Raw genomic sequence first — 26465 nt, forward strand, 5'->3', positions numbered from 1 at the left:
GCAGCGGTCACCGGCCTTCGGATGGCACGCACTCAAGCGCGGTGCACGGGGGCGACCACCCCTGGCGTGCCTGCCGGGAGGCTGCTCATACTTCTCGGCGTCTGCTGCGCCATGCGTGGACACCTGGCAGCAGTGACGAGTCCTCACCGACTCCTCGCCCCTCCAGGACGCCCTCGACGTTGTCGAAGAAGCCGACGGCGAAGCGACGTTGCCATGCCAGATAGGCGGGCGTGGCCACCAGCGAGAGTCCGTTGGTCAGCGGCGCCAGCATGGCGGAAAAGCCTGCGACCGCCCCGGTCTTGACGGAGGGCAGCTTCAACAACACGGTCGAATAGCCCGGTTCGGCGTCGACGATGTCGGCGGAGACCGCTCCACCGCGACGAGCGTGGAAGCTCACCCTCGCTGCTTCCGGCCGTACCTCGATGATCGGGTATCGCAACAGTTCGACGGTCCCCGTCAGCGCGTCGAACGCCCGGCGTCGGGAAGCCTGGAGCCGACGCTCGTAGCGCCTCTTGGCCAGGAGCGTCGACTCACTCGGAGGTGCCGTGTCCGGTTCCGAAGCGGGAACCACCGCATGCCGTTCAAGGGTCTCCAGGAGCAGCCCGAAGTCGTACGGCCAGTCCGTGTCGTCGATCTTGACCGCTTGCAGGTGGGAGAGCGTCTCGATCGAGCGGGGCAGTTCATGCCCCGGTGGCATCGTCGCCCCACCCACGAGCACCGGTATGAGGGCTTTGCCGTGCCGCAGAGCGGTCTCCAGTTCGAGACGCACCAGGTCGTCCGGATCGTCCAGCCGCCGCTGTCCCTGGCCACCGGGGCTGATCAGCCATTGAGGTCCCAGGACCGCGATCACCACGCGAGACGAGAACAACGCCTGTTCCAGTTCCGCCACGTAGTCCCGGGCGGGCAGGTTCGAGTCGATGTCCAGGTAGACCCGTTCCTTCCCGAAGTATCTTCTCAGGTCGGAGGCCAACCGCCCGGTCCACGGAGACGAGTCGGAACGGCGGTAGGAGAGGAAGATCGCCCGTCGCTCCGGCGCGGGTGTCCGATCCTGAGATGCGTGCATACCTGTTCCCCCCTGTCCGTGCGGCTCATGTGGAGGGGACCACAAGGGCGCTGGAGGCAGCCTTCCGACAAGCATCCCGGGAAACAAGGGTTGCGAAGGAGCACGCGGACGGCGCGCTGTCGCTGCTTGCGCTCCTCACTCGACGGTGGGTCGACACGCGCGGTTCTCCGCCCTTTCGCGTTGAGCACGAGGTCGGTGCAGCCGGTCCGGTGGCCGTCGAGAGGGCGGTCCAGGCTTCGGACTCGGTGGCCGGGGTGCGGGACGGCGTGAGCTCGTGCGAGGTGGATCGGCCTCCTCGGTGAAGGAGGTCACGGACGGACCCCGCGCTGTCCGGTCCGGTGCCGGGCATTCCAACGGCCCTGGCTGATGCGTTCTCCGATGCCGATGCCGATGCCGATGCCGATGCCGATGCCGATGCCGATGCCGGGGACCGGGGAGGGGCGGCAGGTGCGGCCCTCCCCGGCCGGGCGGGCCTGGCGTCAGGACGAGGTGAGTTCCTCGCGGACCGTCCGGGCGGCGGCGACCAGGTTCTCCAGCGAGGTGCGGGTCTCCGGCCAGCCCCGGGTAATCAGTCCGCAGTCGGGGTTGACCCACAGCCGTTCGGCGGGAATCGCCTCAAGTCCGGTGCGCAGCAGGGCCGATGCTTCCGCAGCGCTGGGGACGCGAGGTGAGTGGATGTCGTACACGCCGGGTCCGGCTTCGCGCGGATAGCCCCGCGCGGCCAGTTCCCGGGCCACCTGCATGTGGGAGCGTGCGGCTTCCAGGCTGATGACGTCGGCGTCGAGGTCGTCGATGGCCTGGACGATGTCGCCGAAGTCGGCGTGGCACATGTGGGTGTGGATCTGGGTGTCCGGGCGGACTCCGCCGGTGGTGAGCCGGAACGCCTCGGTGGCCCACGCCAGGTATCCGGTGTGGTCGGCGGTGCGCAGGGAGCGTCTCGCGCAGCGCGCGCTCGTCTACCTGGATGACGGACGTCCCGGTGGCCTCCAGGTCGTTGACCTCGTCGCGCAGGGCGAGGGCGACCTGGCGTGCCGTCTCGGCGAAGGGCTGGTCGTCGCGGACGAAGGACCAGGCGAGCAGGGTGACCGGCGCAGTGAGCATCCCCTTGACGGGCCTGGCGGTGAGCGACTGCGCGTACGACGTCCAGCGCACCGTCATCGGTCCGGGGCGGGAGATGTCACCGGCGAGGACCGGCGGGCGGACGTACCGGGTGCCGTAGGACTGGACCCAGCTGTGGCGGGTGGCGAGGTAGCCGGTCAGCTGCTCGGCGAAGTACTGGACCATGTCGTTGCGTTCGGGCTCGCCGTGCACGAGGACGTCGATGCCGGTCTTCTCCTGGAAGGAGATGACCTCGCCGATCTCGGCCTTGATGCGTTCCTCGTAGCCGGCCGTGTCGATCCGTCCGGCCCGAAGGTCGGCGCGGGCGGTGCGCAGCGCCCCGGTCTGCGGGAAGGAGCCGATGGCCGTGGTCGGTAGCAGCGGCAGGCCGAGGCGGGCGCGATGGGCCGTGGAGCGCTGCGCATAGGGCTGGGAGCGGCGGGCGTCCGCCTCGGTGACGGCGGCGGTGCGGGCCCGGACAGCCGGGTCGCGGGTGATCGGTGAGTTCGCGCGGGAGGCCAGGTCGGCTCGGTTGGCGCCGAGTCCGGTGCCGATGGTGTCGGTGCCGCGGGCAAGTCCCTTGGCGAGGGTGGCGAGGGTGGCGAGGGTGGCGATCTCGGCGGTCTTCTGCCGGGCGAAGGCCGGCCAGCGCAGGATCTGCGGCGGGATCTCCCGCTCCCGCGCGGCGTCGAGCGGCACATGGAGGAGGGAGCAGGAGGCCGATACATCGACCTGTCCGGCCAGCCCGAGCAGGGTGGCGAGGATGGACAGGGACTGCTTGAGGTCGTTGACCCAGATGTTGCGGCCGTTGACGACCTCGGCGACCAGTCGCTTGCCGTGCAGCCCGCCGACGGCGGCCAGCGCGTCGAGGTTGGCGGCGCCGGAGCCGGTGAAGTCGAGGGCGAGACCTTCGACCGGGGCCTTGGCCAGCACGGGCAGGGCGTCGCCGAGCCGGTCGAAGCAGGAGGCGACCAGCAGCTTGGGTCGGTCCGTCGGGGCTCCGAGGACGTCATAGGCGCGCGCGGCGGCGTTCAGTTCGGTGGGGGTGCGGTCCTGGACCAGGGCAGGTTCGTCGAGCTGCACGCACTGCGCGCCGGCAGCGCGCAGGTCGGCCAGGACCTCGGTGTACACGGGATGGACCGCGGTCGCGGGTGACATCCCTAACGCCCTAGAGCAGTTTGAATCGGTTCTGACCGACTTCGAACGAACCCTGGGCCCAGCACACGAACTCACTGCCGAGTGCCGCGAACGTCTTGATCAGTGGCGAACTGTGACGTATTGAGGGGGTGTTCGAATCAAGGTCGAATGCTATATATCCCGCTGAGAGCTCGTAACACGATCATGACCGTGTCTTCTTCAGGCTTCACCAGCCTTGTAACTCACCATTTAGGTGGTGTGTGGAGCCGGGGTGGGCGCGGTCGACGGGTGAGGGGCCGACTTGGTCCCCCCGTTGAGGGCGCGCACGCGTGGTCCGTCTGCGGAGCAGTCGCCCAGGTCCAGCAGGTCGGCGCGGCGAAGCACGGTCAGCAGGGCGTGCAGGTGTGGCCAGACCCCTGCCTCGGTCCAGTCCGGCACACTTCGCGTCATCTTCTGAAGCCTCACACTGGCACTCGTGAACCGATCGAATGGCCACCCGCGGCTCGTCCTGCGCACACCGATGCACAGGTACTGCTCAGTCCCGTCCGTCCCGGAACGCAGCCACACCACGATTACCCCCTCCAGCAGGCTCCTCACCAAGACCCAGGCCCCCTCCCGCTCACACGTGCTCCTCGGAGGCGCCTCCCGGGGCAGAACTCGCGGAGCGCGTCGCGGGGATGGCGGCCGGCTCTGCGTTCTCGGTTGCCTCGACGAGGCCGTGCGCTACGAGGTCGCCGGGCTGATCGGCCCGGGCGCCACCTTCTCGTCGTCGCGGAAGACCGGACTATGCTTCGAATTGGTTCAGGCTGAGGCACCGGCGGGGACGGAGCGGTTGTGCGTGATCGTAGGACATCCATCGACCCGGGCGATCGGCCATGAGCGGTGAGGAGACGGTGACCGTTCGGCGGCCGCTCGATCGGAGCCTCGGTGAGGGTTGGGAATCGGTGAAGGTGGAGGACCGTCACGTCCCCGGACCGCACGGCCCGGTGCCGGTACGGCTGTACCGGCCCGCGACGGCTCCGCGTACCGCCCTGCTGTGGATGCACGGCGGAGGCTTCAGAGCCGGCTCGCTCGACATGCCCGAGGCCCATGACGTGAGCCTCGCCCTTGCCGCGCGTGCTCAGGCGCTCGTGGTCTCCGTCGGGTACCGGCTCGCCTCCGCGGACGTCGTCTACCCGGTGCCGCTGGACGACGTGTTCGCCGCATGGCGCTGGTTGTGCACGGATCCCGGTCACGGGCACCTCGCTGTCCGGGCCCTCGGGGGTGCCAGTGCCGGAGCCGCCCTTGCCCTGGGCGCGGCGATCCGGGGCCGGGACGACGGACTGCCCGCCCACCGCGTGCTCCTGGCCTATCCCTTCGCCCACTACCCCAACCCGGCGCTGGACGAGGCCACCGTGCTCGCGCTCGCCGAGCGGTCCGGGATCCCCCGCATTCTCCCGCCCACGGTCGAGTCGATGGTGGCCGAGTACGTCGGCCGGACCACCGATCTGCCCCGGCTCGCCCTGCCCGGCGCGGCGAGGCTTGACGGCCTCCCTCCCACCACGCTGCTGCTCTCCCAGTACGACGACCTCAGGCCGTCGGGTGAACTCCTTCACCGTCAGTTGGAGTCCGTCGGCGTACCAGTGGCCGCCCTGGTGGCGCTGGGCGCGGCCCACGGGCATCTCAACTCCGCTGACGAGCCGCCTGTGGTGGTCGACTCACTGCGGTTCCTCGCCGACGCGCTCGCCGGTTCGGGCTAGGGCCCGCAGGAGCCAGTCGAGCCGGGCGGCGCGGCAGGACCGGGACAAGGCGGCGTCGGGCGCGAAGTTCTCGAAACTGTGGAACCCGCCCGGCCAGACGTGGAGTTCGGCGGCCCCGCCGCTCTGCCAGATCCGGCCGGCGTACGCGACGACCTCGTCCCGGAACGTCTCCGCGGACCCCACGTCCAGGTACGCGGGCGGCAGGCCGGAGAGGTCGCCGGCACGCCCGGGTGCGGCCTGGGAGGGCGTTGCCGTGTCCGGGGTGGTGGAGCCCAAGTAGGCTGTCCAGCCAGTTGAGTTCGACGTACGGTCCCAGACGCCCATCCCGGCCATCTGCCGGCTGGACAGGCTCGTGCCACGGTCGTCCAGCATGGGTGCGAGCAGCATCTGTCCCGCGGGTTGCGGCTCCCCACGGTCACGGAGCGACTGCGTGAGCGCGGCGGCGAGCCCGCCTCCGGCGCTGCTGCCGCACACGATGGTCTGCGTGGGGTCGGCGTCGAGGTCCGGCGCGTGTTCCCTGGCCCACAGCAGACCGGCGTCCACGTCGTCCAGGGCCGCGGGATAGGGGTGTTCCGGGGCCAGCCGGTACTCCACGGACACCGCCACGGCGCCCGTGGCCTGTGCCCAGTCGAGGATCTTCGCCATGCCGGACCTGCGGTTGCCCATGATCAGGCCTCCGCCGTGGACGTGGTACAGCAGCGGCCGCGGCGTCGTGACGGGCCCCGTGGGGCGGCACACCAGCAGTCGGACCCCTGGCCGGCCCGCCCTGCCGGGCACGAGCGGCTCCTCGACCAAGAAGGCGCCGTCCCGGGTCAGTTCGGCGTCGGTGAGGGGGCGTGGGGCGAGGTCGGCCCGCATCCGGGCGAGGTCGGACAGGCGGTAGTCCGGACGTACGGTGGCAGCGGTCTGTCGGAGGACATCAGCGAGCTCGGGGTCGAAGGGTGGCGGGGTCAGTGGCACTCAGGGCTCCCTGCGGTGGTGCGGGCCGGTCTCGGGACGGATGGGGGCATGGCTGGGAGCGGGCTCTCTCGTGGAGTACGGGGGCGAGGTGCGTTCAGGCGACCGGTTCGACCTTGTGCCGCGGAGCGGCGGACACGACCGGCCCCCCGCGGGCGCGTTCCGCGCGCAGCCAGAGCACCAGGTGCCAGTCCTGGTCGTTGGCGAGTGGATCGGCTCTGTGGGCCGGACGGCCGTCCACCGTTGAGGGCATGACGAAGGCGCAGGTGGCGGAGCCGTCCGCACCGTAGTTCGCCATGTTCGCCCGGAGGACGGACTCGGCGAGGCGGTCCGTGTCGGGGGTGCGCAGATCGGGCGGCAGTCGCAGCAGGGTCGTCGCGGTGAGGGCACTCCAGTAGTGGGGGAAGACGTCACCCCACTGCCGGTTGGCGCCGAACCAGTAGCCGTCCCAGTGGCGCAGCGGCACGCCGTGCAGGCGGGCGTGCGGCTGGGGTCCACCGAAGGCCAGCAGCCAGGGCAGACGTTCGGCGAGGGCGTCATGGAAGAGCTGGTCGCCGGTGAGGGCGAAGGCATCGATCAGCAGGTCCAGGAGTGGGGCGACCATGGACTGCTCGTAGGACACCTCGTGTCCGGGCAGACGGCGGCCCAGGGACGTGAAGTGCCGCGCCGCGGTGACCACTTCCGCGCGCAGACGCCCGGCCCGGTCGTGCTCTCCCTCGGCGTCGAGGGCGGTGGCGATGGACACCGAGACCTCGGATGCCATCAGCGACAGATGCCGGCCCGAGCCCAGAGCGCCCGCACGCTCCATGATGCGGGCCGCCTGGTCGAGGTCGGCCGGGTCCCCGGTCAGCCGGTGCCGGTCGTCGAAGAACTGCGCCAGCCAGGGAGCGTCGTACAGGCGGGGCGCGAGATGGCGGTGGCCCGAACCGCGGCACGGAGCGCCGGTCGCGTCGAGCAGGTGGGTGCGGGCGAACGTGGCCCAGCCGTCCAGCAGCGGGCGGATCTCGTCCGGGTCCGTCCACCCCTGGGCCAGGGCGTGCTGGAGCAGCAGTGGCATCGCGATCCGTTCGGAACCGTCGCTCCAGTCGGCCCATCCATTGGTCGGCTGGGACAGCAGGGTGCGGGTGTCGACGGGTACGAAGGCGTGGCCGAGCAGGCCCGTGCGATGCCCTGCCCGGTGATGGCGCACGATGTAGGAGGCCCGGCGGCGGACCACCTCTTCCAGGGGCAGATGGAACAGCACCTCGGTGCGGGCCCGGCCGCCGTTCAGTTCCAGGGTGCGGGTGCCGTGTCCTGAGCACTCGACGCGGTGGTGCCCCCTGTCCTCGTCGATGACACGCACGTCGGGTTCCGGGCTGGTCACCTGTGCCGCGTCCACGTGGAGGGAACGGCCGGTCTCCGTGGCGTAGGCGGAGAGCGATGCCGGGGCATTGGTCGCCGCGAGGAAGTGTTCCTGGTCCGCGTACCAGCCCAACTCCCATTCCAGTACGGACGATTCGCCCGGGGCGAGGCGCAGTGACGGCTGGCCCCCGAATGCGCTGGGGTTGCGGGCGTGGTCCGTCACCAGCAGGGAGAGATGGCCGCGTGCGTCGGACAGGGAGTCCTTGTTCCGGGACTCGACCGCGTAGGCCCACAGGGCGCCCTGTCGAACGATCAGGCCGAGGCTGTCGCCCTCGCCCGACATCGGCACCGCCAGGGCCCAGGCCCAGGTCCCGCCGGTGAAGAGATGGGCGTGGACCTGCCGTCCCAGGCTCGACTCGGCGTCGGCGTACAGGTCGGCGAAGGGGGTCTGGATGCCGAAGCCCGTGACGGTGAGGGGCAGGCGACCGGTGTTGGTGAGGGTGTATGTCTCTCGCAGCGCGGACCCAGCCGTACCGCCCGACCCAGCCATACGGCCCGACCCAGCCGTACCGCCCTCACCAGCCGTGCCGCGCCGAACAACTGTCAGGCGCACACCCTCCAGCGGCGTGTGCACGGCCCGCACGCCGTCGTCCACGTCCGCGTGCAACTCGACCGGCGTGAGCCACCGGCCCGCACCTCGGTCGGTGACCAGATGGCCGGACCCCCACTGGTGTTCCTCGTGATGCCAGGGCACCTCGTCGTCCAGCAGGAAGCGGCGTTCCGGTGCCGCGTCATCGACGAACTGGACCGGGGCTCCGGTGACCGGGTCGAGGATCGCCGTGCCCTGCCCGAATCGCAGGTGTCGTGGAATGCCGGAAAAGGGCGTGTGAGGGGTGCCGCCGTAATCGGAGCGAGGTTGTGCGGTCGTCACCACGAGTTCCCTTCGGGGAGGACGGGCAGGGAACGTGCGCTGGGAGCGCTCCGTCGCGAACCGATATGGAGAATATGAATCAATCAGTTGGGGTGTCAATGACCGTGCAACCGTCCTGAACTAGCTACTGAGCGACTCCGACAAGGAGAATCGCGTCAATCATCAAGCGCAGTCGGCGAGTGGATGAGTGAAGCATTATGAAGAGTATGGACGCTCTCTGTCCGAACCGTTGACGCGGCATCCCGGTTGCTCCACAGTGCAGTTGCGCGGATCGCCGCAGGCGTCCGCCCGGTCGAGCCGCCCGGGCCGCGAGATCGCTGTCCGCTCTCGCCGACGGCCGACCGCCCTCTTCTGACGCTCCAGTACGGGAAGGGACTTCCGTCATGCGCTCACACCCCCTGCCTCACAGACGCACAGGCGGCATCGCGCTGCTGACCGCTCTGACCGCCCTGTCGGGAGTGCTCGCCACCCCGGCCTCCGCCCACGGCCGCGGCGAACACCCGGTACCGGGGGCGACGCTCCCCTCGGCCTGCTCCGGCACCGCGCCGATCGTGTGCCACTTCGACGTGCCCCCGGGAAACTACGACGTCACCGCGTTGCTCGGCGGCGCCACGACGGCGGCGACCGACGTGACCGCCGAGCAGCGTCGTACCGTGCTCGCCGAGACGGCGACGGAAGCGGGACACCCGGTCCGGCGTGGCTTCACCGTCAACGTCCGTGCGGTGGAGGGCGAGCCGACCGGCGACGTCGGCAGCGAGGGACTCGACCTCGTCTTCGGAGGGTCGGCACCCCTGCTGTCCGGGCTGCGGGTCACCCCCGCCCGGCACACCCCGCAGATCCTCCTCGTCGGGGACTCGACCGTGTGCGACCAGCCCGCCGATCCGTACGTCGGGTGGGGTCAGGAGCTGCCCCAACGGCTGCGCCGCGGCGTGGCGGTGGCCAACTACGCGGATTCGGGGGAGAGCACGGTCTCCTTCCTCGACAACCCGCTTCTCTTCGATCAGGTGGAGTCGAAGATCCGACGCGGCGACCTGGTCCTCGTCCAGCTCGCCCACAACGACAAGACGACCACCGCCGAGGAGTACCGCGCGAACCTGACGGAGATGGCGCAGCGGGTGCGGGCGCACGGCGGCGAACCCGTCTTCGTCACCCCGATGGTGCGCCGGCGGTTCAACTCCGACGGCACGCTCAACTCCGTCGCCCTGCACGTCATGGCGGCGAACCTGCCGGTGGAGATGCGGGCACTGGCGGCCGAGCTGGAGGTGCCGCTGGTCGATCTCACGCAGTTGTCGAAGGATCTCGTCGAGGGCCTCGGTGTGGAGAAGTCCAAGGACATCTACCTGACCGACATCAACGGCGACAACACCCATCTGTCCGCCTACGGCGCGACCACGTACGCGGAGCTGGTGCTGGGCTCCCTGCGGGACCAGGGGCTGGTGTCCGAGCGGCTGGTGCGCTGACCTCACGCGTTCTGTGGGCCGCCCCGCCGAGCAGCGGGGCGGCCCACGGGCGTTCTTCGCGTAGGTCAGTCGGCGTACACGATGTCGGGCACGGGTGGAGTAGTCATGTCCCTGCCAAGGTAGTAGTCGAGTTCATGGGACTGCAGGTAGCCCTTGACGGTCATGTCGTTGCGGTAGGCGGGGTTCTGGGCGAGCGTGTAGATGCGGTGCTCGGTGGCGGTCCCCGTGGTGAAGACGATGAGTTCGTCGTTGTCGGCGTCCGGGTAGACGGCCTCCTCTCGCCAGTCGCCGAGGATGTCGCCGAAGAAGGCGGGGTTCTTGGGGCTGCCTGTGCCGACCGCTCCGTACTTCCACGTGGACACCAGGCGCGGCTGGCTGGAGCTGTCGGCGGGGTTCTCGAAGTCCCACTTCTCGATGCGGCCGCTGTTGAGGAGTTCCATGCCGCGGTCGCCGTCCCACCACAGGCCGATCGCAGGCCAGGGGCTCTTGGTGGTGTCGGCCTCGACGAGCTTGTTCGTGGCCGCGTGGTGGATGCCGTAGAAGGACCAGGCTTCCATGCCGCGGTGCCGGGGATCGATGTCCCCCACCAGGCCGCGTCCGACGTCGGTCACCGTGTCAGAGGTGTGCTGCCACAGGATGGTGCCGTCGGTGGCGTCGTAGTAGTACTCCAGCAGGCCGCTCGGGTTGTCCTGCTGGATCCCGTAGCCCTGGAGCCCTGGCCGGTCGGGGTCCATCTTGGCGATGTAGTAGCGGTCGCCGTGCACGATGCCCTTCTCGCCGAGGCTGTAGCGCAGGGTGCCGTCGCCGTTGAGCACGAACCCGATCTCGACGACCTCGTCCTTGCCGTCACCGTCGACGTCGATGATCCGTGACTGGTGTCCGTCCGGCGCGTTCTGATCGCCGCGCAGCCACTTCCACTGCCGGCTCAGGGTGGTGCCGTCGAACCGCCAGGCCGTCATCATCAGGTTGAAGTTCCCGTCACCCACCCGGTTCTTCATGTAGGCGACCAGGCTGGGCGTCCTGCCGTTGAGGTAGCCGACCTCGAAGCGGGCGTGCATCGGGCCGTCGGCGATGTAGTCGTCCGGAACGGCCGAGGTCGCCCGCTCCGCACCCGTCATGCCGTCGACGACGGTGATGAACTGGTGGTCGTCGTCGGAGGAGGTGAACGTCCTCCCGTTGCCGAAGGTGACGCCGTTGGCGATGCGCACGGCGACCTCGGAACGGCCGTCGCCGTCCAGGTCGTAGACGGTGACACCGTCCACGGAGCCGACGTCGATGGCGGAGGAGCCGCCCTCGATGTTGTCCTGGTCCTCGCTGTTGGGTCCGAGGTCCATCGACCACAGGAACGTGCCGTCGCTGAGATAGGCCTCCAGTGACTGCTGGGTGCTGTGCCGGTCGACGACGTAGTCGTACTCCCCGTCACCGTCGAGGTCGCCGACCCAGACGTACTTGATGGCCGCGCCCGCGCGCAGAGGGATCCGCACCACGGGTTCCGTGGCGTGGTCCGCGGAGAGGGCGAAGGCCCCGCTGGCGGCCTGTTCGGTGCCGTTCACCACCGGACGTACCCGGTAGGTGTTCGTCTCGGTCGGATCGGCGGTCGTGTCGGTGTAGTTGGTGCCGGCCATGAGCACGGCGCTGTTCAGTTTCTGGTAGCCGCCGCCCGCGGTGGAGCGGTAGACGTTGAAGCCGATCCCCTGCGGGTCCAGGGCGAGCAGTCGCCAGGAGACGAAGACCGAGGAGTCTCCCGTGCGGACGGCCACCACGCCCCGGCCGAGGCGTTCCATCTCCCGGGGGCCGTTCGCGGCGGCGGCCACGGCACGCGACGATCCGAGGGCTATGGCGCCGGGTCTGTCCGGTGAGGGAAGTCCGGTCAGCAGGGCGGCCGTCAGGGCGAGCCCCGCCAGGAGGGCGAGGGGGGATGTGCGGAGTGCGGTCTTGTGACGATGCGGAATGTGCATGAAGACCTCCGTCCCGTTGGTTCAACATGCATCGTTTCGGCGCATCGTGCAGCGATTGGAATCATGTGTCAATGGATTGCGCATCGCGCGCACGGATCGCTCACAAACGGCCGGCACCTGTACGTGCCGGCAGAGCGCCATGGGTGGGACCGCGGTCTTCCGCAGCGTCCGTCCCGCCGACGGGTCAGTTCCGGACGGCCTCGGTCGAGCCGCGCAGGACCAGCCTGGGCTGGAGGTAGGTCTGCCGCACGGGCAGACCGCTTCCGCGTTCGGAGAGCCGGTCCAGCAGCATGTGGGCGGCCTGCTCACCGAGTTCCTGCTTGGGGGGCGCCACAGCCGTCAGCGGCACGTCGGCGAGGCCCGCGATCTCGTCGTCGTACGCGATCAGGGCCATGTCCTCCGGCACTCGCAGACCGCGGGTGCGCAGCTGGCGCAGCACCTCGATGGCGTCGTGGTCGGAGTGGATCAGGGCGGCGGTCACTCCCTGCGCCAGACACGCGTCGACGAACCGGGTGTAGTGCGCCTCGGCGCTCGTCCGGTCCTGGGAGGGGCGTCCGCTGTCCACGACCGGCACGGGGCGGCCCGCGCACAGTTGCTCCACGGCGGCCTGGTGGCCTTGGGCGACGAGATCGGCCGTGGGGCTGCCGTTGGTGAAGAGCGCCACCCGCTCGTGCCCCAGCCCGACCAGATGCCGCACCGCCGCGTACGCGCCCTGCTGGTGGTCGGTGACGACGAACTCGCAGGCGGAGTAGGGGTCCTGGGGCTGGCGTTCCATCAGTACGAAGGGCAGGCCGGAGCTCTCGAAGGAGCGGATCGCCGCGTCCGGCAGATCGTGGCCGCCGGGGGAGGCGATGAGCAGGCCGGCCACGCCCGATTCGGCGAGTTCCTCGATGCGCCGGGCGTCCTCGTCCTGGGTGTAGTCGCTGAGACTGATGATGATGCGGGCACCGCGCCGGGCCGCGGCGGCCTGGACCCCGGCGACCACCCGCGGGTAGTAGTAGGTCGCCGACGGGACCAGCAGGCCCAGCGACTGCTCGCCCTCGACCGGGAAGGCGACCGGCGCGCTCCGCACCGCGGGCTCGCCCGCAGCCTGCGGGGCGTCGGCCTCGGTGGAGAGCAGGGCGCCTCCGCGCACCCGGGAGATCCGGCCCTCGGCCTCCAGGTCCAGCAGGTCCCGGCGGACGGTGGCCCGCGAGACCCGCAGGCGGGAGGCGAGCTCCGTGACCTTCAGTCCTCCCGCGGACTTGAGCTCGCCGATCAGCTTCTCGCGCCGCTGGGTGACGAGCATGTCGGTCATGGAACCCCTCCGTCTGCTGATGCTGAAGCATCCTAAAGGAAGGTGACGCGTTGTGCTCGTACGGTGCCGGGGGAGCCGCTCACCGGCACCGTACGAGCTGATCGCGGTGCTATTGGATCCGGTCACCGACCAGGGCCAGGCACTGGATGACGGCCAGCCCGTACTGGGCGCTGGCGTTGGCGCTCAGCGGAGCCTCGTCGACCGCGTTGAGCACGGCCGGGGGTTCGACGCGCTGGGCGGTGAACGAGAGGGAGTCCGGGTATCCGGCCGCCCCGGCGCGCAGTTCGGTCCAGGCGCGTGCGGCGAGGGCCGCGTCGTCGAGGTGCTCGGCGGCCAGCGCGGTGGCCCGTGCGTAGGCCTGGCGCAGGTTGAGATTGCCCCAGTCGGTTCCGGTGGCGGCCCGCTGTTCGGCCTTGGTCGCGTTGTAGAGGCGGCAGAAGGTGATCCACTGGTCGGTGACCGCGGGCTCGTCGATCAGGCCGATCAGTTCCGTCATCACCTCGATGAGCCCGAACACCGAGCTGAGCGAGCCGACCGACACGCTGGGTTCGCTGGGCCCGGTGAACTTTCCGCTGGCCAGCTCGTAGGAGATGGTGCCGCCCTGTGCCCAGCCGTTGGGCAGCGCGGCGATCGTTCTCGCGCCGTTGAGCAGTTTGGTGCGGGCCACGGCCCGGCCGTCGCGCTCCCACTCCGCGAGCCAAGCCATGGCCAGGGCGCCCCAGTCGGTGGTGGTGCTGACGCCGAGGGCTTTGGGGTCGGGCTCCCAGGCGCCGCCCTCGCGGATCTTGCGGCCGGGGTCCAGGACGAGGAAGCTGCGGTCGGCGTCGACGAGTTCGCGCAGCAGGTCGCCGGAGCGCTCGTCCCCGGTGAGGAAGTAGTGGAAGCGCCGGTAGCCGGCGTTGCTGATCCGGACCTGCTTGGCGCTGTCGCCCCAGTGCATGACGCCGTGCCGGGTGCCCAGGCCCTGGTACTTGCCCAGGTGGTAGACGTCGACCTCGCCGGTGTGCCGGCACATCGCCTCGACGAACCGGAACGCGGAGGCGTCGCCGGTGCGCAGGTAGTGGTACCAGAGCCACAGGTCGCTGGAGAGTTCGGAGTTGTCCCAGGCGTAGCCGCCCACGTCGTAGCACCACACGTGCCGGGTTCCGTCGTAGCTGTGCATGATGTCGCCGTAGTCCCAGAAGCCGTACCAGGACCGCTGGTCGCGCTGGTCGCGGTGGTAGGCGTGCATGGTGTCGAGGCGGTCCTCCAGCGCTGCCTTCTTCGCGTTCGAGCGGTCCACCGGCGACCAGGAGCCGAAGACGCCCGCCGCGTGGAGGTGGGCGGGGGAGGAGGCCAGGGTCGGAGGGGTCGCGTTGGCCGCGGCGAGGTCGGCGAAGCGGCGCGCTGTGGGGGTCGACTCCAGGGCCCAGAAGGTGAGTTCGGTGGTGCGGGCGACGCCGTAGGGGCTGCCGAAACCGGGCTCGTAGTCCTCGTAGGTGATCTCCAGGCCCTCCAGCTGCTCGGGGTAGGTGTCCTGGCCGAGGCCGTCGTGGTAGAAGCGCAGGTCCATGGCGGGCGCCCGGGGCGACCACATCCACACGGTGGCCTCCGCCTGGTCGCCGGCGGCGCCGGTGATCGCCAGCTCGGTGGGGTGCAGCTGCCAGAAGTTGCGCATGCCGAAGGCGAGGCCGCCGGTCGGGGAGCCGACGTAGCCGAGGCCGTTGGCCCGCTTGCCGCCGTCCACGCGGACCCAGGAGTGGCCGCGCTTGGTGCGTTTGTGGATCTCGTAGCCGTGGGCGTTGAGCGGGGCCAGGCTGTAGTCGCCGAACGCCGGGATGTACGGCAGCCGGGAGGTCACCCGTGTGTCCCAGGTGCTGGTGTCGGCGGTCGCCCGTCCCTCGTACTGGGCCTGCCGGACGGTGGCGCCGGGGTCGCGGCGCAGTCCGGAGATGCCGCGCACCGCTTCGGCGAGCACACCGTCGCCGTCGCCCCCGAGGCGCACGTGCCGGTCGTGCAGCTCGCCGCGCATGGGTACGGCGAATCTGACGCCGAGCCCGTTGATGAAGTCCTTGTTCTCGTTGCCGTCGAAGACGAAGGTGTGCACGAGACGGATGGCGTCCGAGCCCGCGTAGAGGTAGAAGCGGACCGTGAACGGCAGCCAGGCGCGGCGCCCCTTGCGGTGCTTGCCCTCGACCTTGACGACCACGCGTACGTGCCCGTCCTGCTCGACCGTCACCGAGCCGACGAAACCGACGAAGTTGTCGCTGCGTACGACGGGGGCGCCGTCGGTGCCTGGCCGGTCCTGGGTGGAGGCGAGCAGGCGGCCGTCCTTGGCGATGACGGTGTCGCCGCGGGTGATGGAGGCGATGAGCCGGTCGCCGCCGCGGGCGAAGGCGACGTCGACGACGCCGGTGGAGACGGTGATGGTGTCCCGGCCCCGGTGCACCGTCAGCGGTGTCGCGGAGCCGGCGGGCGTGCCGGCCGACAACTGGTAGGTCTCGTCCCGTGGCGCGTCCGCGCTGACGGCGTGCGCGGTCCACTTCAGGGAACCGTCCGGCCACCAGGCCGTCGGCCACGACTGGACCGGTACGTCCTTGCCGTCGGCCGTGGTCAGCGCGAAGGGCTGGCCGGTCGCGAACGCGCCGCGGGGCCAGGGAACACCCCAGGTGGCACCACCCGTGAGTGCGGCAGGGGTGTCCCCTTCCAGCCAGTGCAGGGGGACCGGGTCGTGGCCCTGGGCGTCGACGGGGGTGTCCTTGACCGAGGGTGCGGCGTGCGCGGTGCCGGCTGCGGAGGACGCGACGAACGCGGCCGCGGTGCCGGTCGCCGCGGTGGTCAGCAAGGAGCGGCGGCTGAGGTTGGCCATGTGATCGAACTCCCGGGTGTGATGGGGCCCGTGCCGTACACGAGGCGGTGCGGGGTCCGCGAGTGAACGGCTCTGGCGGCTCAAGAAGGGCGCGGCACCTGGACTTTGGGATCGGTGCCGCGGCAGGGAATGCGGGAAGGGCATGGCGATGACAGCCGTGCCGAGAACGCGGGAACGGGAGAGCTCTGGCGGAGCGCCCACATGCTTACACCTCGCGCGGTGCGCGAACCAGAGCCCGCGCAGCAATTCTTCATTTGATTCATAGTGCTTCATGGCATCCAGGAAGCTGTTTTAACGCCCCTGAGCTGCTGTGATGAGGGTCGCGGCCCGTCAATCTCGCTGCAACAAATGCACAATCATTGCGCAACATGATTAGATCTGGCCTCGACTTGCCGCCCGGAACGCGTGACCGGGTTCCCGTACCGGAGGGAGATCCATGCCCCACACCCCAACTGAGCTTCCCTGTCTGCTGTTCCAGGGCGACAGCATCACCGCCGCAGGCCGCGCCCCGGACGACCCCGAAGGGCTGGGGGAGGGCTACGTGCAGGTGATTCACCAGCGCCTGGAAGCCGTCGGGAAGCCCGCCCGGCTCCTCAACCGAGGGGTCAACGGTCACGGCAGCGCCGAACTGCCGGCCCGATGGCAGCGCGACACCCTCGCGTCGGGACCGCACGTGGTGACCCTGCTGGTCGGGATCAACGACGTCTGGCGTCGCGCGACCGGCCTGCGCCGACTCCCCGTGGACGCCTACGAACGGTCCCTGCGCGCCCTGATCGAGCAGACCCGTGATGTGGGCGCGCGACTCGTCCTGCTCGAACCGTTCCTGGTCCCCGTACGCGCGGAGCAGTGGCTGTGGCGCGCCGATCTCGACGCCCGCATCCAGGTGGTGCGGCGGCTGGCCGCGGAGTACGGGGCCGCGCTGATCGCTCTGGACGGCATGCTCAACCAGGCCGCGTCCGCGGCGGGCGGGGCGGAGAAGATCACCGAGGACGGCATCCATCCGACGCCGCTGGGGCACACGCTGATCGCCGAGGCCTGGCTGGACGCGCAGGTCGCCGTATGACGGGTGCCATGCTGCCCATGACCTCGGATCCCGCACGGGATACCGGGCCCAGGAATCCTCCCGCCGCTTCACTGCTTCCCGGGGAACTGCGGCATCGCGTGTTCGGCGACGAGGCGTGGAACGCGCTGGGACTCGTCGTGGACGTGGTCGCCGAGTGCGCGGACGTCTCCCGCCTGCTGGAGCATCCCCGTGCCGCGCAGATCGAGGTCCTCCTCACCTCCTGGGGGTCGCCGCGGCTCGATGCCGAGGTCCTGCACCGCCTGCCCGCTTTGCGGCTGGTGGCCCATGTGGCGGGATCGGTGCGCCGTGTCGTCACCGACGCGGTGTGGGAGCGGGGCATCACGGTGCTGTCCGCCGCCGACGCCAACAACGAGCCGGTCGCCGAGTACGTCTGCGCCCAGACCGTCCTCGCCCTCAAGGACGTCCACCGGCGTACCCGCCGCATCACCGCCGAGCGCACCGTGCCGGGGATCACCGGGATTCCCGGCATCGGCGGCGGTGCCGTGGGTCTGGTCTCCTTCGGATCCATCGCCCGCAAGGTGGCCCGCAGACTGCGCAGGCTGGGCGTCGAGGTACTGGCCTGGGATCCCTATCAGCCGGCCGAGACCTTCGCCGCGGACGGCGCCGTCCAGGTTGCCGGCCTGCCTGAACTCGTCTCCCGGTCCCGCGTGTTGAGCATCCATACGCCGTTGATCGCGGGACGGACCGACGGCCTTCTCGGCGGTGACCTGCTGCGTCTGTTGCCGCCGGGCGCGACGGTCCTGAACACCGCTCGCGGGGCCGTCGTCGACGAGGCGGGACTGATCGACGTCCTGCGGGAACGCCCCGACGTGTTCGCGGTGCTCGACGTGACCACCGAGGAGCCGCCCCTGCCCGACTCGCCGTTGTACACGCTGCCCAACTGCCAGCTCACCGGCCATGTCGCGGGAGCGGTCGGCGCCGAGCAACTGGCCCTGGGACGCCTCGTCGTGGACGACCTGAGGCGGTACGCCGCCGGGCGTGCGCCCGAGCACGCCGTCTCCCGCCAGGACGCGCCGCTGAGGGCCTGAACGCCCGGAGCGGCGCTTGTGCCCAGTCGTGTCAGGTGTATTGACCGCTCTCTGAAAACGTTTTAACTTCACCTCACTCCAACCCGCAGTGAAGGAGGCTCCGTGGCAGCGTTGCTGCGTGAGAGTCCAGGTAAAAGGGGACAGAAGGACAACGCTGCCCCTCCTGCTGACCCTTCGACCAAGCGAAGAGGTTTTCACCGAAGCCGCAGCCGGACCCTGTTCCTGCTGATGCTGCCGGGTCTGCTCTACTTCCTGGTCTTCCACTACGGCGCGATGCTCGGCAACGTCATCGCCTTCAAGGACTACGTCCCCTTCGACGGCCTGTGGGGGAGTCCCTGGACCGGGGTCGACAACTTCCGCGAAATGTTCGTGGACAGCGAGTTCTGGCACGCCGTGCTGAACACGCTGTGGATCTCACTGCTCCAGATTGTCTTCTTCTTCCCCGTCCCCCTGGCCCTCGCGCTCCTGCTGCACAGCCTGACCTGGTCCACGGTGCGGCGGTTCGTGCAGTCGGTCGCCTACCTCCCGCACTTCATCTCCTGGGTCATCGTCGTCGCGCTCTTCCAGCAGGTCCTCGGCGACACCGGCATGCTCAACGGCATCCTCGACGGCGCGGGTCTGCACACCGTCAACATCATCGGCAACCCCGACGCCTTCAAGCCGCTCGTCGTCGCCCAGGTCATCTGGAAGGACGCTGGCTGGGGCACGATCATCTTCCTTGCCGCGCTCGCCCAGGTCGACGAGCAGCAGTACGAGGCCGCCGCGATCGACGGAGCCGGACCCTGGCGGCGCTTCTGGCACGTCACCCTGCCCGCCATCCGCCCCGTGATCGTGCTCCTTCTGATCATGCGGCTCGGCGAGATCCTCTCGGTCGGCTTCGAGCAGATGCTGCTCCAGCGCGACGCCGTCGGCCCCCAGGCCGCCGAGATCATCGACACGTTCGTCTACTACCGGGGCATCGTCGCCGGCGACTACGGATACGGCGCCGCCGCGGGTCTGTTCAAGGGCGTCATCGGTGCCCTCCTGGTCTACGCCGCCAACAAGGTCGCCCACCGCCTCGGGGAACAGGGGGTCTACCGATGAGCACCCGGACACGTCCCGGCTGGCTGGAGAAGCCCAAGCCGGTCACCCAGGCGGGGAAGGCGCTCGCCCTGGCCACCGTCGTGCTGCTGGTCTGCGTGCCGTTCCTGGTGATCGTGTCGACCTCGCTGGCCTCGCAGCGCGAGGTGGTCGACAACGGCGGCTGGGTGCTGTGGCCCCAGGAACCCACCCTCAAGGCCTACCGCGACATCCTCGACGGCGGCATTGTCACCCACGCCCTCGGCGTCAGCGTCGTGGTCACCGTGATCGGCACCCTGCTCAGCCTCTCCTGCACGGCCCTGCTCGCCTACGCCCTGGCCCGGCCGCACGTGGTCGGCGGCAGGCCGGCACTGCTGCTGATCCTCTTCACCTTCCTCTTCCCGCCCGGGATCATCCCCAACTTCCTTCTGGTCAAGGAACTCGGGCTGCTCAACAGCTACGCCTCACTGGTCCTCCCCGTGATGATCAACGTGTTCAACCTCGTCGTGCTGCGCGGCTTCTTCCAGGGCATCCCCGAGGAACTCCACGAGGCCGCCAAACTCGACGGCGCGGGGGACTGGCGCGTGCTGTGGACCGTGGTCCTGCCGCTGTCGAAGGCGGCCCTCGCGGTGGTCGGCCTGTTCTACGCGGTGGCCTACTGGAACTCCTGGTTCTACGCCTCGCTCTACCTGGAGAGCGACCGCTGGCCGCTCCAACAGGTCCTGCGCACCTACGTCGTGGCCGGATCCGGACTCACCGACACCACGGCCGGCGACGGCGCGGTCACCGCACCGCAGACCATCCAGATGGCCGTGCTGGTGATCGCCACCGTGCCGATCCTCATGGTCTACCCCTTCCTCCAGAAGTACTTCACCAAGGGCGTGCTGACCGGCGCCATCAAGAGCTGAGCCGAGCTCAGCCGAGTCGAGCCGTCCCTCCCGCACTTCGCCACCCCCCGTGCACCACCGGCCTTCCCATCACCCGAAGGGTTCCCTCGTCATGCCCAGAATGTCCCGGCGCACCCTCCTCCAGTCCGCCCTCGCGGTCGGCTCCGCCGCCGCCGTCCCCACCCTCCTGACCGGATGCTCCACCGGCTCCGGAGGCGGCGACACCAGCAACGCGGGCAAGAAGCTGGCCCCCTGGCCCACCTACAAGGCCGCCTCGGGCGCCAAGCCCGACCTGGCGCCCACCGACGGCGGAGTCCAGCCCGGCTACACCAGCTACCCGAGCGACCTCACCTCCTCGGTCGCCCGCACCCCCGGAGACGGCACCACCATCCGCGTCATGTCGGTCTCCTTCGGCGTCCCGCCCAAGGGCCGCGCAGACAACCAGTACTGGCGCGCGGTGGAGAAGGCACTCGGCGTCAAGATCGAGTACACGGTGATCCCCACCGACGACTACCTCAAGAAGATGGCCACCGTCATGGCCGACGACCCGGACTCCCTGCCCGACATCATCAACATGTTCTCCGGGTTCGTCGTCCCCCGCGAAGCACAGTTCGTCCAGCGCCGGGCGGAGGACCTCACCCCGCACCTCTCCGGCGACGCGGTCCTCGACTACCCCAACCTCGCCAACATCCCCACCCACGCCTGGCGCGACATGGGACGCAACGGCGGCAAGCTCTACGGCATCCCGCTGGAGCGCCCGCTGCCCGGTTCCACGCTCTGGCTCAACCAGGAGAAGTTCAGCGGCGCGGGAATGCAGGAGGGCTGGACCTCCGACGACTTCACGACCGTCGCCGGCAAGATCACCCAGGGCAAGACCTACGCCCTCGGCGCCGGTATCGGATCCCTGTACGGCAACGCCGTGCATTCCGCCGCGCACAACGCGCCGACCGGCTGGGCCGTCGACAAGAACGGCACCTTCAGCCCGAACTTCCGCGACGACCGGTTCCGCGCCGCCATCGACTTCCAGGCACAGCTGCGCAAGAAGGGCCTCTACCACCCCGACTCCGCCTCCATGGCGACCCCGCAGCTCCAGACCTACTACCTCAACGGGACCGTCGCCTCCATGCAGAACGGCTTCGGCGCCTACTCCACCCTCTACCCCGACTCCAAGGGCCTGCTCACCCCCGTCCCCGCCCTGCCCTACAGCGTCGACGGCACACCGGGCGGAATCGTCGCCGCCCGCCGCTCGTTCGGCTACACCATCCTCAAGAAGGCGAAGAAGGAGCGCATCCAGCTGCTCCTGCGCGTCCTCGACTACCTTGCCGCCCCCTTCGGCACCAAGGAATGGGAACTGGTCCACTACGGCCTGGAGGGAACCCACTTCACCCGCGGCAAGGACGGCTCACCCGAGTACACCAAGCTCGGCGAGGTCGAGAACATCACCAACCTGCCCTTCCGCTACCTCGCGGAGGGCCCCCAGGTCCTCTTCGTCCCCGGCCGGCCCGAAGCCGTACGAGCCGTGCACGCCTGGCAGACCAAGGCCGTCCCGCTGGCCATCCGCGACGCCTCCTACGGCCTCCAGTCGCCCACCAACACCACCGACGGCACCACGCTGAAGGCGATCATGGACGATGCGATCACCTCGGTCGTCGCCGGCCGCTCGTCGCTGACGGACTTCGATTCCGCCGTGAAGAAGTGGCGCGGCCAGGGCGGCGACAGAATTGCCGAGGAGTACGGCAAGGAGTACGCGGCCAATTCATGAGCCGCAGCTCATCGACAGCACATCGCGACAGCACGGAGGACATGCCTGATGGCGGGCAAGGAACGAGTCACGATCCGCGAAGTGGCCGCACGCGCAGGGGTCTCGGTGGCCACCGTCTCCCGGGTCATGAGCGGCAACTACCCGGTGCCCGCCGCCACCAGGACCCGTGTCCTCCGTGCCGCCAAGGCACTCGACTACGTCGCCAACTCCCACGCCCGCGCCCTGCACGGCGCGGGACGCAAGATGGTCGCCGTGGTGATGCGTCAGGTCACCAGCCCCTTCTACGCGCACGTCGCCGAAGGCGTGGAGGCGGAAGCCGCCGCCAACGGATGGCTCTGCCTGATCAACACCACCGGTGGAGACCCCCAACGCGAGATGGACTTCGTCCAGCTCATGCGGGAGGAAGGTGCCCGCGTCGTCATCCTGGTGGGCGGCGTCGTCGAGGACGACGCCTACCGGGAACGCGTGGCCCACTACGCCCAGGCCCTGGACGGCGTCGGCGCGCGGCTCGTGCTGTGCGGACGCCCGTCCCCCCAGCCCGGACTGCCCGCCCTCGTCGTCGAGTTCGACAACCAGGCCGGAGCCCATGCCCTGACCTCCCATCTGCTGACGGCGGGACACCGGCGCATCGCCTTCGTCGGAGCCCTGCCCGGGAACACCGCCCTGGACGCGCGCGTCGCCGGTTACGACAGCGCCCTCACGGAACACGGCCTCCCGGCCGACGCACGCACGGTCGTGGCCTGCGGCCTGGGACGCGCGGCGGGATACCAGGCCGTGACGCGCCTCCTGGACGAAGCGCCCGACATCACCGCGGTGTTCGCCGGTGACGACATGGTCGCCGCGGGCGCCCTGCGTGCCATCGCCGACCGGGGACTGCGGGTCCCGGACGACCTGTCCGTCGTCGGCTACAACGACATCCCTCTCGCCGAGGACTTCAACCCCCCGCTCACCACCGTCCGAACCCCCGCCGAGGAACTCGGCCGCGCCGCCGTCCGGTTGGCACTGCGCGAGCCCGGGCCCTCCGAGAGCTCACTCCTGCTCGGCACCCACATCGTTGTCCGCAAGAGCGTCGGCCCACCTCCGACCCGACACTGACAGAGGACTCACGACGGCATGACCGCGCCGCATCTCTCGCTCACCCCAGGCCCTCCCGTCGACGACCCGTACCTGTCGCCCCACACGGGCTACACCCGCGCCCACTGGGAAGCGACAGCCGACCGCCTCCTCGCTTCCCTGACCCCCCACGCCACACCCGGCCTCGCCCAGTACCGGCTCCCCGGCCGCACCGGACACGCAGGCCCCCAGTCGGACGGCCTCGAAGGCTACGCCCGCAGCTTCCTCCTTGCGGCCTTCCGCATCGCCGGAGCCCACGGCACCGACCTGCCGGGCTCCACCCACATCGCCGATCTGCTGGAGCGCTACACGGCAGGCCTCACCGCCGGAACGGACCCGGACCACCCCGAGCACTGGCCCCCCATCACCGACCGGGGCCAGCCCATCGTGGAAGCGGCGTCCATCGCCATCGCCCTGCACGAGACCCGCCCCTGGCTGTGGGACACCCTGCCCGACAGAGTCCGCCAACACACCGCCGCATGGCTCGGCGGCATGGTCGGCGTCACCACCAACGACTCCAACTGGCGCCTGTTCCAGGTCATCACCGAGGAGTTCCTCGCGTCCGTGGGCGCACCCCACGAACGGGCCGAGATCGAGGCGGGGTTGACCCGACTGGACGACTGGTACCGGGGCGACGGCTGGTACACCGACGGCGACGGCCGCAAGTTCGACTACTACAACGCATGGGCACTGCACCTGTATCCGGCGCTGTGGGCCCGGATCGCCGGCCCCCGGGCCGACCCGTCGCTCGTCGCGCGGCACCAGAACCGGCTGCGCGAGTTTCTCACCGTCCACCAGTACTTCTTCGGAGCGGACGGCGCCCCGGTGCACCAGGGCCGCTCCCTCACCTACCGCTACGCCACCGCGGCACCGCTGTGGGCCGCCGTCCTCAACGGGGCGAACCCGCTCCCGCCCGGCCGGGTCAGGCGCCTGGCGTCCGGCGCGCTGCGGCACTTCGACGAGCGCGGAGTGCCGGACCGTGACGGTCTGCTCAGCCTCGGCTGGTACCGGACATTCCTGCCCGCCACCCAGAGCTACTCCGGTCCCGCCTCGCCGTATTGGGCGTCGAAGGCCTTTCTCGGTCTGCTCGTCCCCGCCGAACACCCTGTCTGGACGGCGCGCGAGGAACCGGGACCCACCGAAGTGGCCGACACCGTACTGGCATTGCCCGCGCCGGGCTGGCTGTTGCACTCCACGGCCACCGACGGCGTGGTGCGCCTGGTCAACCACGGCTGCGACCGGCTACCGCCGCCTCCGGCACCGGAGTTGAGCCAGGACAACCCGCACTACACACGGTTCGCCTACTCGACCGCCACCGCACCCGAGACACCGGCCGAGGACGACCTCATCGGGGCGGACAACCAGATCACGTTGCTCACCCCGCAGGGCCCGGCGATCCGGGGACGCATCATGCCGGACGGCAGCCCCGACGGACGCACCGCGGGCTCCTGGCACATCCCGCGCACATCGTCCGGCACGGCTCATGGACGGATCGACTCGGCCAGCGCGGTGCACGGACCTTGGGAGGTACGGGTGCACTGGGTGGAAGCCCTCGCGGGCACCCCGGTGCGTGTGGGCGGCTGGGCCGTGGCCGACGACGAAGGACCGTTGCCGGGAGCGTCCGGACCGGGCTGGGCCATGACCCGCCGCCCCGGCGACGGCCTGACGAGCGTGCTGGTCGCGTTGCGCGGTGGGGAGGTGCAGGTGGAACGGTCGGTCGGCCGCAACGCCTACGGCGAGCACTCCGCCGTCCCGGTGCTGACCGTCGACCACCCAGGGGGCACCCTCGTGCTCGCCGCACTGGTCGTCCTGACGGCCGACCCCACGGTCCAGGAGGACCTGACAGCACCTCCCGCCCGGGCCCGGGCGGTCGTCGAGGCGGACGGGGCGATCGTCGTGACGTTCCCCGACGGCAGACAGGAGCGCTTGCCGGTCCCGGAGAAGCCGGTACAAGGTTGAGTTAGGTGTCCGCCGGCTGCGACCACCCTCCGCGTATCGCTTGGGTGGTCGCTTCGGCATCGGTGTGATCGACCAGGAGCTCTTCTGGCCGCGCGGCTGATGGATCGTCGCACCGAAGGCGAGGGCTTACGTTCTGGGCCGGCGCCTCGCGTCGTGCGGGGAACGTTTTCCTTCCCGCAGGGTGCACCACCACCTCCCTACGGGCACCGTGCTCGCTCAGCGTCCCGTTGGCGCCCTGCCCCAGGAGCGCAAGCTCAGTGGTCACGGCGGACTTCGCGGACGAACACCGGTTTCAGGTGTCCTTCCGGCAGCGCGTCGGGGAGGTCTTCCCAGTCGAGTGTGTGGGAGACGACGCGCTCCGGGGTGACCGTCCCGGACGCCGCCAGGGCGAGGGCGTCCGGGATGTGGGCCCGGACGTTGTCGCGGGCGATACGCAGGGTGACGCCGGTGAGATACATGTCGAGGAGGGGCAGTTCGCCGGGGCGGAAGTGGTTGCCTGCCGACTCGCAGATGCCTTCGGGGGCGAGAGAGGAGACGGCCAGGGCGAGTTGGTCGACGCGGCCTGTCGCCTCGACGGCGAGGTCGAAGCCGTGCTTGGCCGGCTCCAAGACCTCGGCGGTACGGGCGCCGAAGCCTTCGGCGAGTTTGCGGTGCTCGGCGTCGGGGTCGACGTACAGGATGTCGGAGGCGCCGAGTGCGCGGGCGATGTCGCAGACGTACAGGCCGATGCTGCCGCGAGCGATGACCAGGACCCGAGCGCCGGGGCGGGCTCTGAGATGGGGTGCGACGAGCCGCCAGGACAGTGACCAGTTGTCGCTCGCGGAGGCCATCACGACGGGGTCGAGCCCTCCGGGGAGGGGGACCAGCATGGCGTCGGCGTAGGGGACACGGACCAGGTCGGAGAAGAGTCCGCCCCAACTGCCGCCGATGGGCGCGCCGTACATCGCCATGTGCGGGACGGCGGTGCAGTGGGCGGTGAGCTTGTTGCGGCAGTTCTCACAGGTGCCGCAGTTGACGGACCAGGGGACGACGACGAGGTCTCCGGGGGCGACCGTGGTCACCTCCGTGCCGACGTCGGTGACCTGGGCGACGCACTCGTGGCCGAGGGCGAAGGGCGGGTCGATGAAGCCGTGTCCGGCGAGGATCGCCGAGTCCACGTCGCATGTGGTCGCGGCGACCGGCGCGACGATCGCCTCCTGGGCGGACCGGACCGCGGGGTCCGCGGCCTCGCGCCACTCGACCTTGCGGCGGCCGGTGTAGGTCAGCTCACGCACCGGCCTGCTCCTTGTCCTGCTTCGCCAGCGCGACCAGGTCGGCGTAGCGGACGACGGCGCCGCCCGCACCCCAGGTGCCGTCCGGCTGCTCGTTCACGAGCACCCACACGCGCAGCGAGTCGTCCGTGGTGAGGTTGGCCGCCGAGAGAACCGTCCGGGTCACGTCCTGGACCAGTCCGGCTGTGCGCCGCTCCGACAACGCGCCCTGCGGCACCGTCACCTCCACGAGGAACCGGGGCTCTTCGTCCTGCGCGGTCGTCTGGGCGTTCTCGGGCAGTTCGATCAGGTAGCTCCACGCCTGGGCGCGGAAGAAGGCGGTGTCGGGTGCTCCTTCCCAGCGCAGCAGGACGGCCGCGAGGTCGCGCTGGACGGTTGTACGGCCCTGCTCGGTGAGGGCGCGGGCGGGCGTGGTCAGCCGGATCATGGGCACGGCAGCTCCTATGACGAGTGTTATAAACCGTGGTCACGGT

At 70.1% G+C, this 26465-nt stretch carries 17 protein-coding genes and 2 pseudogenes; 9 read left to right on the plus strand and 10 right to left on the minus strand.

Features of this window, described 5'->3' with window-relative positions; all coding sequences use genetic code 11:
* Positions 1 to 85: 85 nt before the first annotated feature.
* The 3 genes and pseudogenes from ACIPSE_RS43180 to ACIPSE_RS43190 form a co-directional block, all read right to left on the minus strand.
* The gene (locus ACIPSE_RS43180) at positions 86 to 1138 is read right to left on the minus strand and encodes a toll/interleukin-1 receptor domain-containing protein (protein ID WP_401674712.1); all 1053 of its coding nucleotides are present in this window, start codon (positions 1136 to 1138) and stop codon (positions 86 to 88) included.
* A gap of 404 nt (positions 1139 to 1542) precedes the next feature.
* Positions 1543 to 3295 (minus strand): annotated as a pseudogene (metE, locus tag ACIPSE_RS43185) (5-methyltetrahydropteroyltriglutamate--homocysteine S-methyltransferase); the annotation flags it as partial.
* 235 nt (positions 3296 to 3530) lie between these two features.
* Positions 3531 to 3742: pseudogene (locus ACIPSE_RS43190) on the minus strand (IS5/IS1182 family transposase); the annotation flags it as partial.
* Positions 3743 to 4248: 506 nt separating this feature from the next.
* Between ACIPSE_RS43190 and ACIPSE_RS43195 the strand changes: the two are divergent.
* Positions 4249 to 5037, plus strand: coding sequence for an alpha/beta hydrolase (locus tag ACIPSE_RS43195; protein WP_401674715.1), 789 nt, complete (start codon positions 4249 to 4251; stop codon positions 5035 to 5037).
* Here ACIPSE_RS43195 and ACIPSE_RS43200 read toward each other — a convergent pair.
* Positions 4996 to 5997, minus strand: coding sequence for an alpha/beta hydrolase (locus tag ACIPSE_RS43200; protein ID WP_401674718.1), 1002 nt, complete (start codon positions 5995 to 5997; stop codon positions 4996 to 4998). The genes ACIPSE_RS43195 and ACIPSE_RS43200 overlap by 42 nt on opposite strands.
* 94 nt (positions 5998 to 6091) lie before the next feature.
* Entirely contained in the window at positions 6092 to 8266 is a 2175-nt protein-coding gene (locus tag ACIPSE_RS43205; RefSeq protein WP_401674721.1) for a hypothetical protein, read from the minus strand.
* Positions 8267 to 8649: 383 nt separating this feature from the next.
* Between ACIPSE_RS43205 and ACIPSE_RS43210 the strand changes: the two genes are divergently transcribed.
* A complete protein-coding gene (locus tag ACIPSE_RS43210) occupies positions 8650 to 9726 on the plus strand; it encodes a rhamnogalacturonan acetylesterase (RefSeq protein WP_401674724.1) in 1077 nt (358 codons plus the stop codon).
* A gap of 65 nt (positions 9727 to 9791) precedes the next feature.
* On the opposite strand, the gene ACIPSE_RS43215 is transcribed toward ACIPSE_RS43210, so the two are convergent.
* The 3 genes from ACIPSE_RS43215 to ACIPSE_RS43225 form a co-directional block, all read right to left on the minus strand.
* Positions 9792 to 11684: a hypothetical protein gene (locus ACIPSE_RS43215; protein WP_401674727.1), complete on the minus strand. Its 1893-nt coding sequence runs from the start codon at positions 11682 to 11684 to the stop codon at positions 9792 to 9794.
* 184 nt (positions 11685 to 11868) lie between these two features.
* A complete protein-coding gene (locus ACIPSE_RS43220) occupies positions 11869 to 12981 on the minus strand; it encodes a substrate-binding domain-containing protein (RefSeq protein ID WP_401674730.1) in 1113 nt (370 codons plus the stop codon).
* A gap of 109 nt (positions 12982 to 13090) precedes the next feature.
* Entirely contained in the window at positions 13091 to 15829 is a 2739-nt protein-coding gene (locus ACIPSE_RS43225; protein ID WP_401674733.1) for a Tat pathway signal sequence domain protein, read from the minus strand.
* 436 nt (positions 15830 to 16265) lie between these two features.
* Between ACIPSE_RS43225 and ACIPSE_RS43230 the strand changes: the two genes are divergently transcribed.
* The 7 genes from ACIPSE_RS43230 (at position 16266) to ACIPSE_RS43260 (ending at position 24721) form a co-directional block, all read left to right on the plus strand.
* A complete protein-coding gene (locus ACIPSE_RS43230) occupies positions 16266 to 16892 on the plus strand; it encodes an SGNH/GDSL hydrolase family protein (RefSeq protein WP_401674736.1) in 627 nt (208 codons plus the stop codon).
* A gap of 98 nt (positions 16893 to 16990) precedes the next feature.
* A complete protein-coding gene (locus ACIPSE_RS43235; protein ID WP_401674739.1) occupies positions 16991 to 17941 on the plus strand; it encodes a hydroxyacid dehydrogenase in 951 nt (316 codons plus the stop codon).
* A 228-nt stretch (positions 17942 to 18169) separates the two neighbouring features.
* Positions 18170 to 19024 carry an ABC transporter permease gene (locus ACIPSE_RS43240; RefSeq protein WP_401674742.1) on the plus strand — a complete coding sequence of 285 codons (855 nt, stop codon included), beginning with the start codon at positions 18170 to 18172 and terminating at the stop codon, positions 19022 to 19024.
* Positions 19021 to 19908, plus strand: coding sequence for a carbohydrate ABC transporter permease (locus tag ACIPSE_RS43245; RefSeq protein WP_401674745.1), 888 nt, complete (start codon positions 19021 to 19023; stop codon positions 19906 to 19908). Before ACIPSE_RS43240 ends, ACIPSE_RS43245 begins: the two co-directional genes overlap by 4 nt.
* Before the next feature lie 91 nt (positions 19909 to 19999).
* Positions 20000 to 21649 (plus strand): extracellular solute-binding protein, encoded by a 1650-nt coding sequence (locus ACIPSE_RS43250; RefSeq protein ID WP_401674748.1) that lies wholly within the window; start codon positions 20000 to 20002, stop codon positions 21647 to 21649.
* Between the two features lie 48 nt (positions 21650 to 21697).
* Positions 21698 to 22744, plus strand: a complete 1047-nt coding sequence (locus ACIPSE_RS43255; RefSeq protein WP_401674751.1) for a LacI family DNA-binding transcriptional regulator — start codon at positions 21698 to 21700, stop codon at positions 22742 to 22744.
* Positions 22745 to 22762: 18 nt separating this feature from the next.
* On the plus strand, positions 22763 to 24721 hold the full coding sequence (locus ACIPSE_RS43260) for a DUF2264 domain-containing protein (RefSeq protein ID WP_401674754.1): 1959 nt from the start codon (positions 22763 to 22765) through the stop codon (positions 24719 to 24721).
* Positions 24722 to 24975: 254 nt separating this feature from the next.
* Here ACIPSE_RS43260 and ACIPSE_RS43265 read toward each other — a convergent pair whose 3' ends face one another.
* Together ACIPSE_RS43265 and ACIPSE_RS43270 are read right to left on the minus strand one after the other, a co-directional pair.
* The gene (locus tag ACIPSE_RS43265; protein WP_401674757.1) at positions 24976 to 25995 is read right to left on the minus strand and encodes a zinc-binding dehydrogenase; all 1020 of its coding nucleotides are present in this window, start codon (positions 25993 to 25995) and stop codon (positions 24976 to 24978) included.
* The gene (locus ACIPSE_RS43270) at positions 25988 to 26425 is read right to left on the minus strand and encodes a 4-oxalocrotonate tautomerase family protein (protein WP_401674760.1); all 438 of its coding nucleotides are present in this window, start codon (positions 26423 to 26425) and stop codon (positions 25988 to 25990) included. Before ACIPSE_RS43270 ends, ACIPSE_RS43265 begins: the two co-directional genes overlap by 8 nt.
* Positions 26426 to 26465 lie beyond the last annotated feature (40 nt).

Source organism: Streptomyces sp. NPDC090106 (assembly GCF_044747265.1).
Lineage (GTDB): Bacteria > Actinomycetota > Actinomycetes > Streptomycetales > Streptomycetaceae > Streptomyces.

Coding starts and splice junctions, on each gene's coding strand:
- ACIPSE_RS43255 (WP_401674751.1), top strand. CDS start 21,698: ATGGCGGGCAAGGAACGAGTCACGATCCGCGAAGTGGCCGCACGCGCA.
- ACIPSE_RS43225 (WP_401674733.1), bottom strand. CDS start 15,829: ATGGCCAACCTCAGCCGCCGCTCCTTGCTGACCACCGCGGCGACCGGC.
- ACIPSE_RS43240 (WP_401674742.1), top strand. CDS start 18,170: ATGCTGCCGGGTCTGCTCTACTTCCTGGTCTTCCACTACGGCGCGATG.
- ACIPSE_RS43245 (WP_401674745.1), top strand. CDS start 19,021: ATGAGCACCCGGACACGTCCCGGCTGGCTGGAGAAGCCCAAGCCGGTC.
- ACIPSE_RS43250 (WP_401674748.1), top strand. CDS start 20,000: ATGCCCAGAATGTCCCGGCGCACCCTCCTCCAGTCCGCCCTCGCGGTC.
- ACIPSE_RS43220 (WP_401674730.1), bottom strand. CDS start 12,981: ATGACCGACATGCTCGTCACCCAGCGGCGCGAGAAGCTGATCGGCGAG.
- ACIPSE_RS43230 (WP_401674736.1), top strand. CDS start 16,266: ATGCCCCACACCCCAACTGAGCTTCCCTGTCTGCTGTTCCAGGGCGAC.
- ACIPSE_RS43180 (WP_401674712.1), bottom strand. CDS start 1,138: ATGCTTGTCGGAAGGCTGCCTCCAGCGCCCTTGTGGTCCCCTCCACAT.
- ACIPSE_RS43215 (WP_401674727.1), bottom strand. CDS start 11,684: ATGCACATTCCGCATCGTCACAAGACCGCACTCCGCACATCCCCCCTC.
- ACIPSE_RS43210 (WP_401674724.1), top strand. CDS start 8,650: ATGCGCTCACACCCCCTGCCTCACAGACGCACAGGCGGCATCGCGCTG.
- ACIPSE_RS43260 (WP_401674754.1), top strand. CDS start 22,763: ATGACCGCGCCGCATCTCTCGCTCACCCCAGGCCCTCCCGTCGACGAC.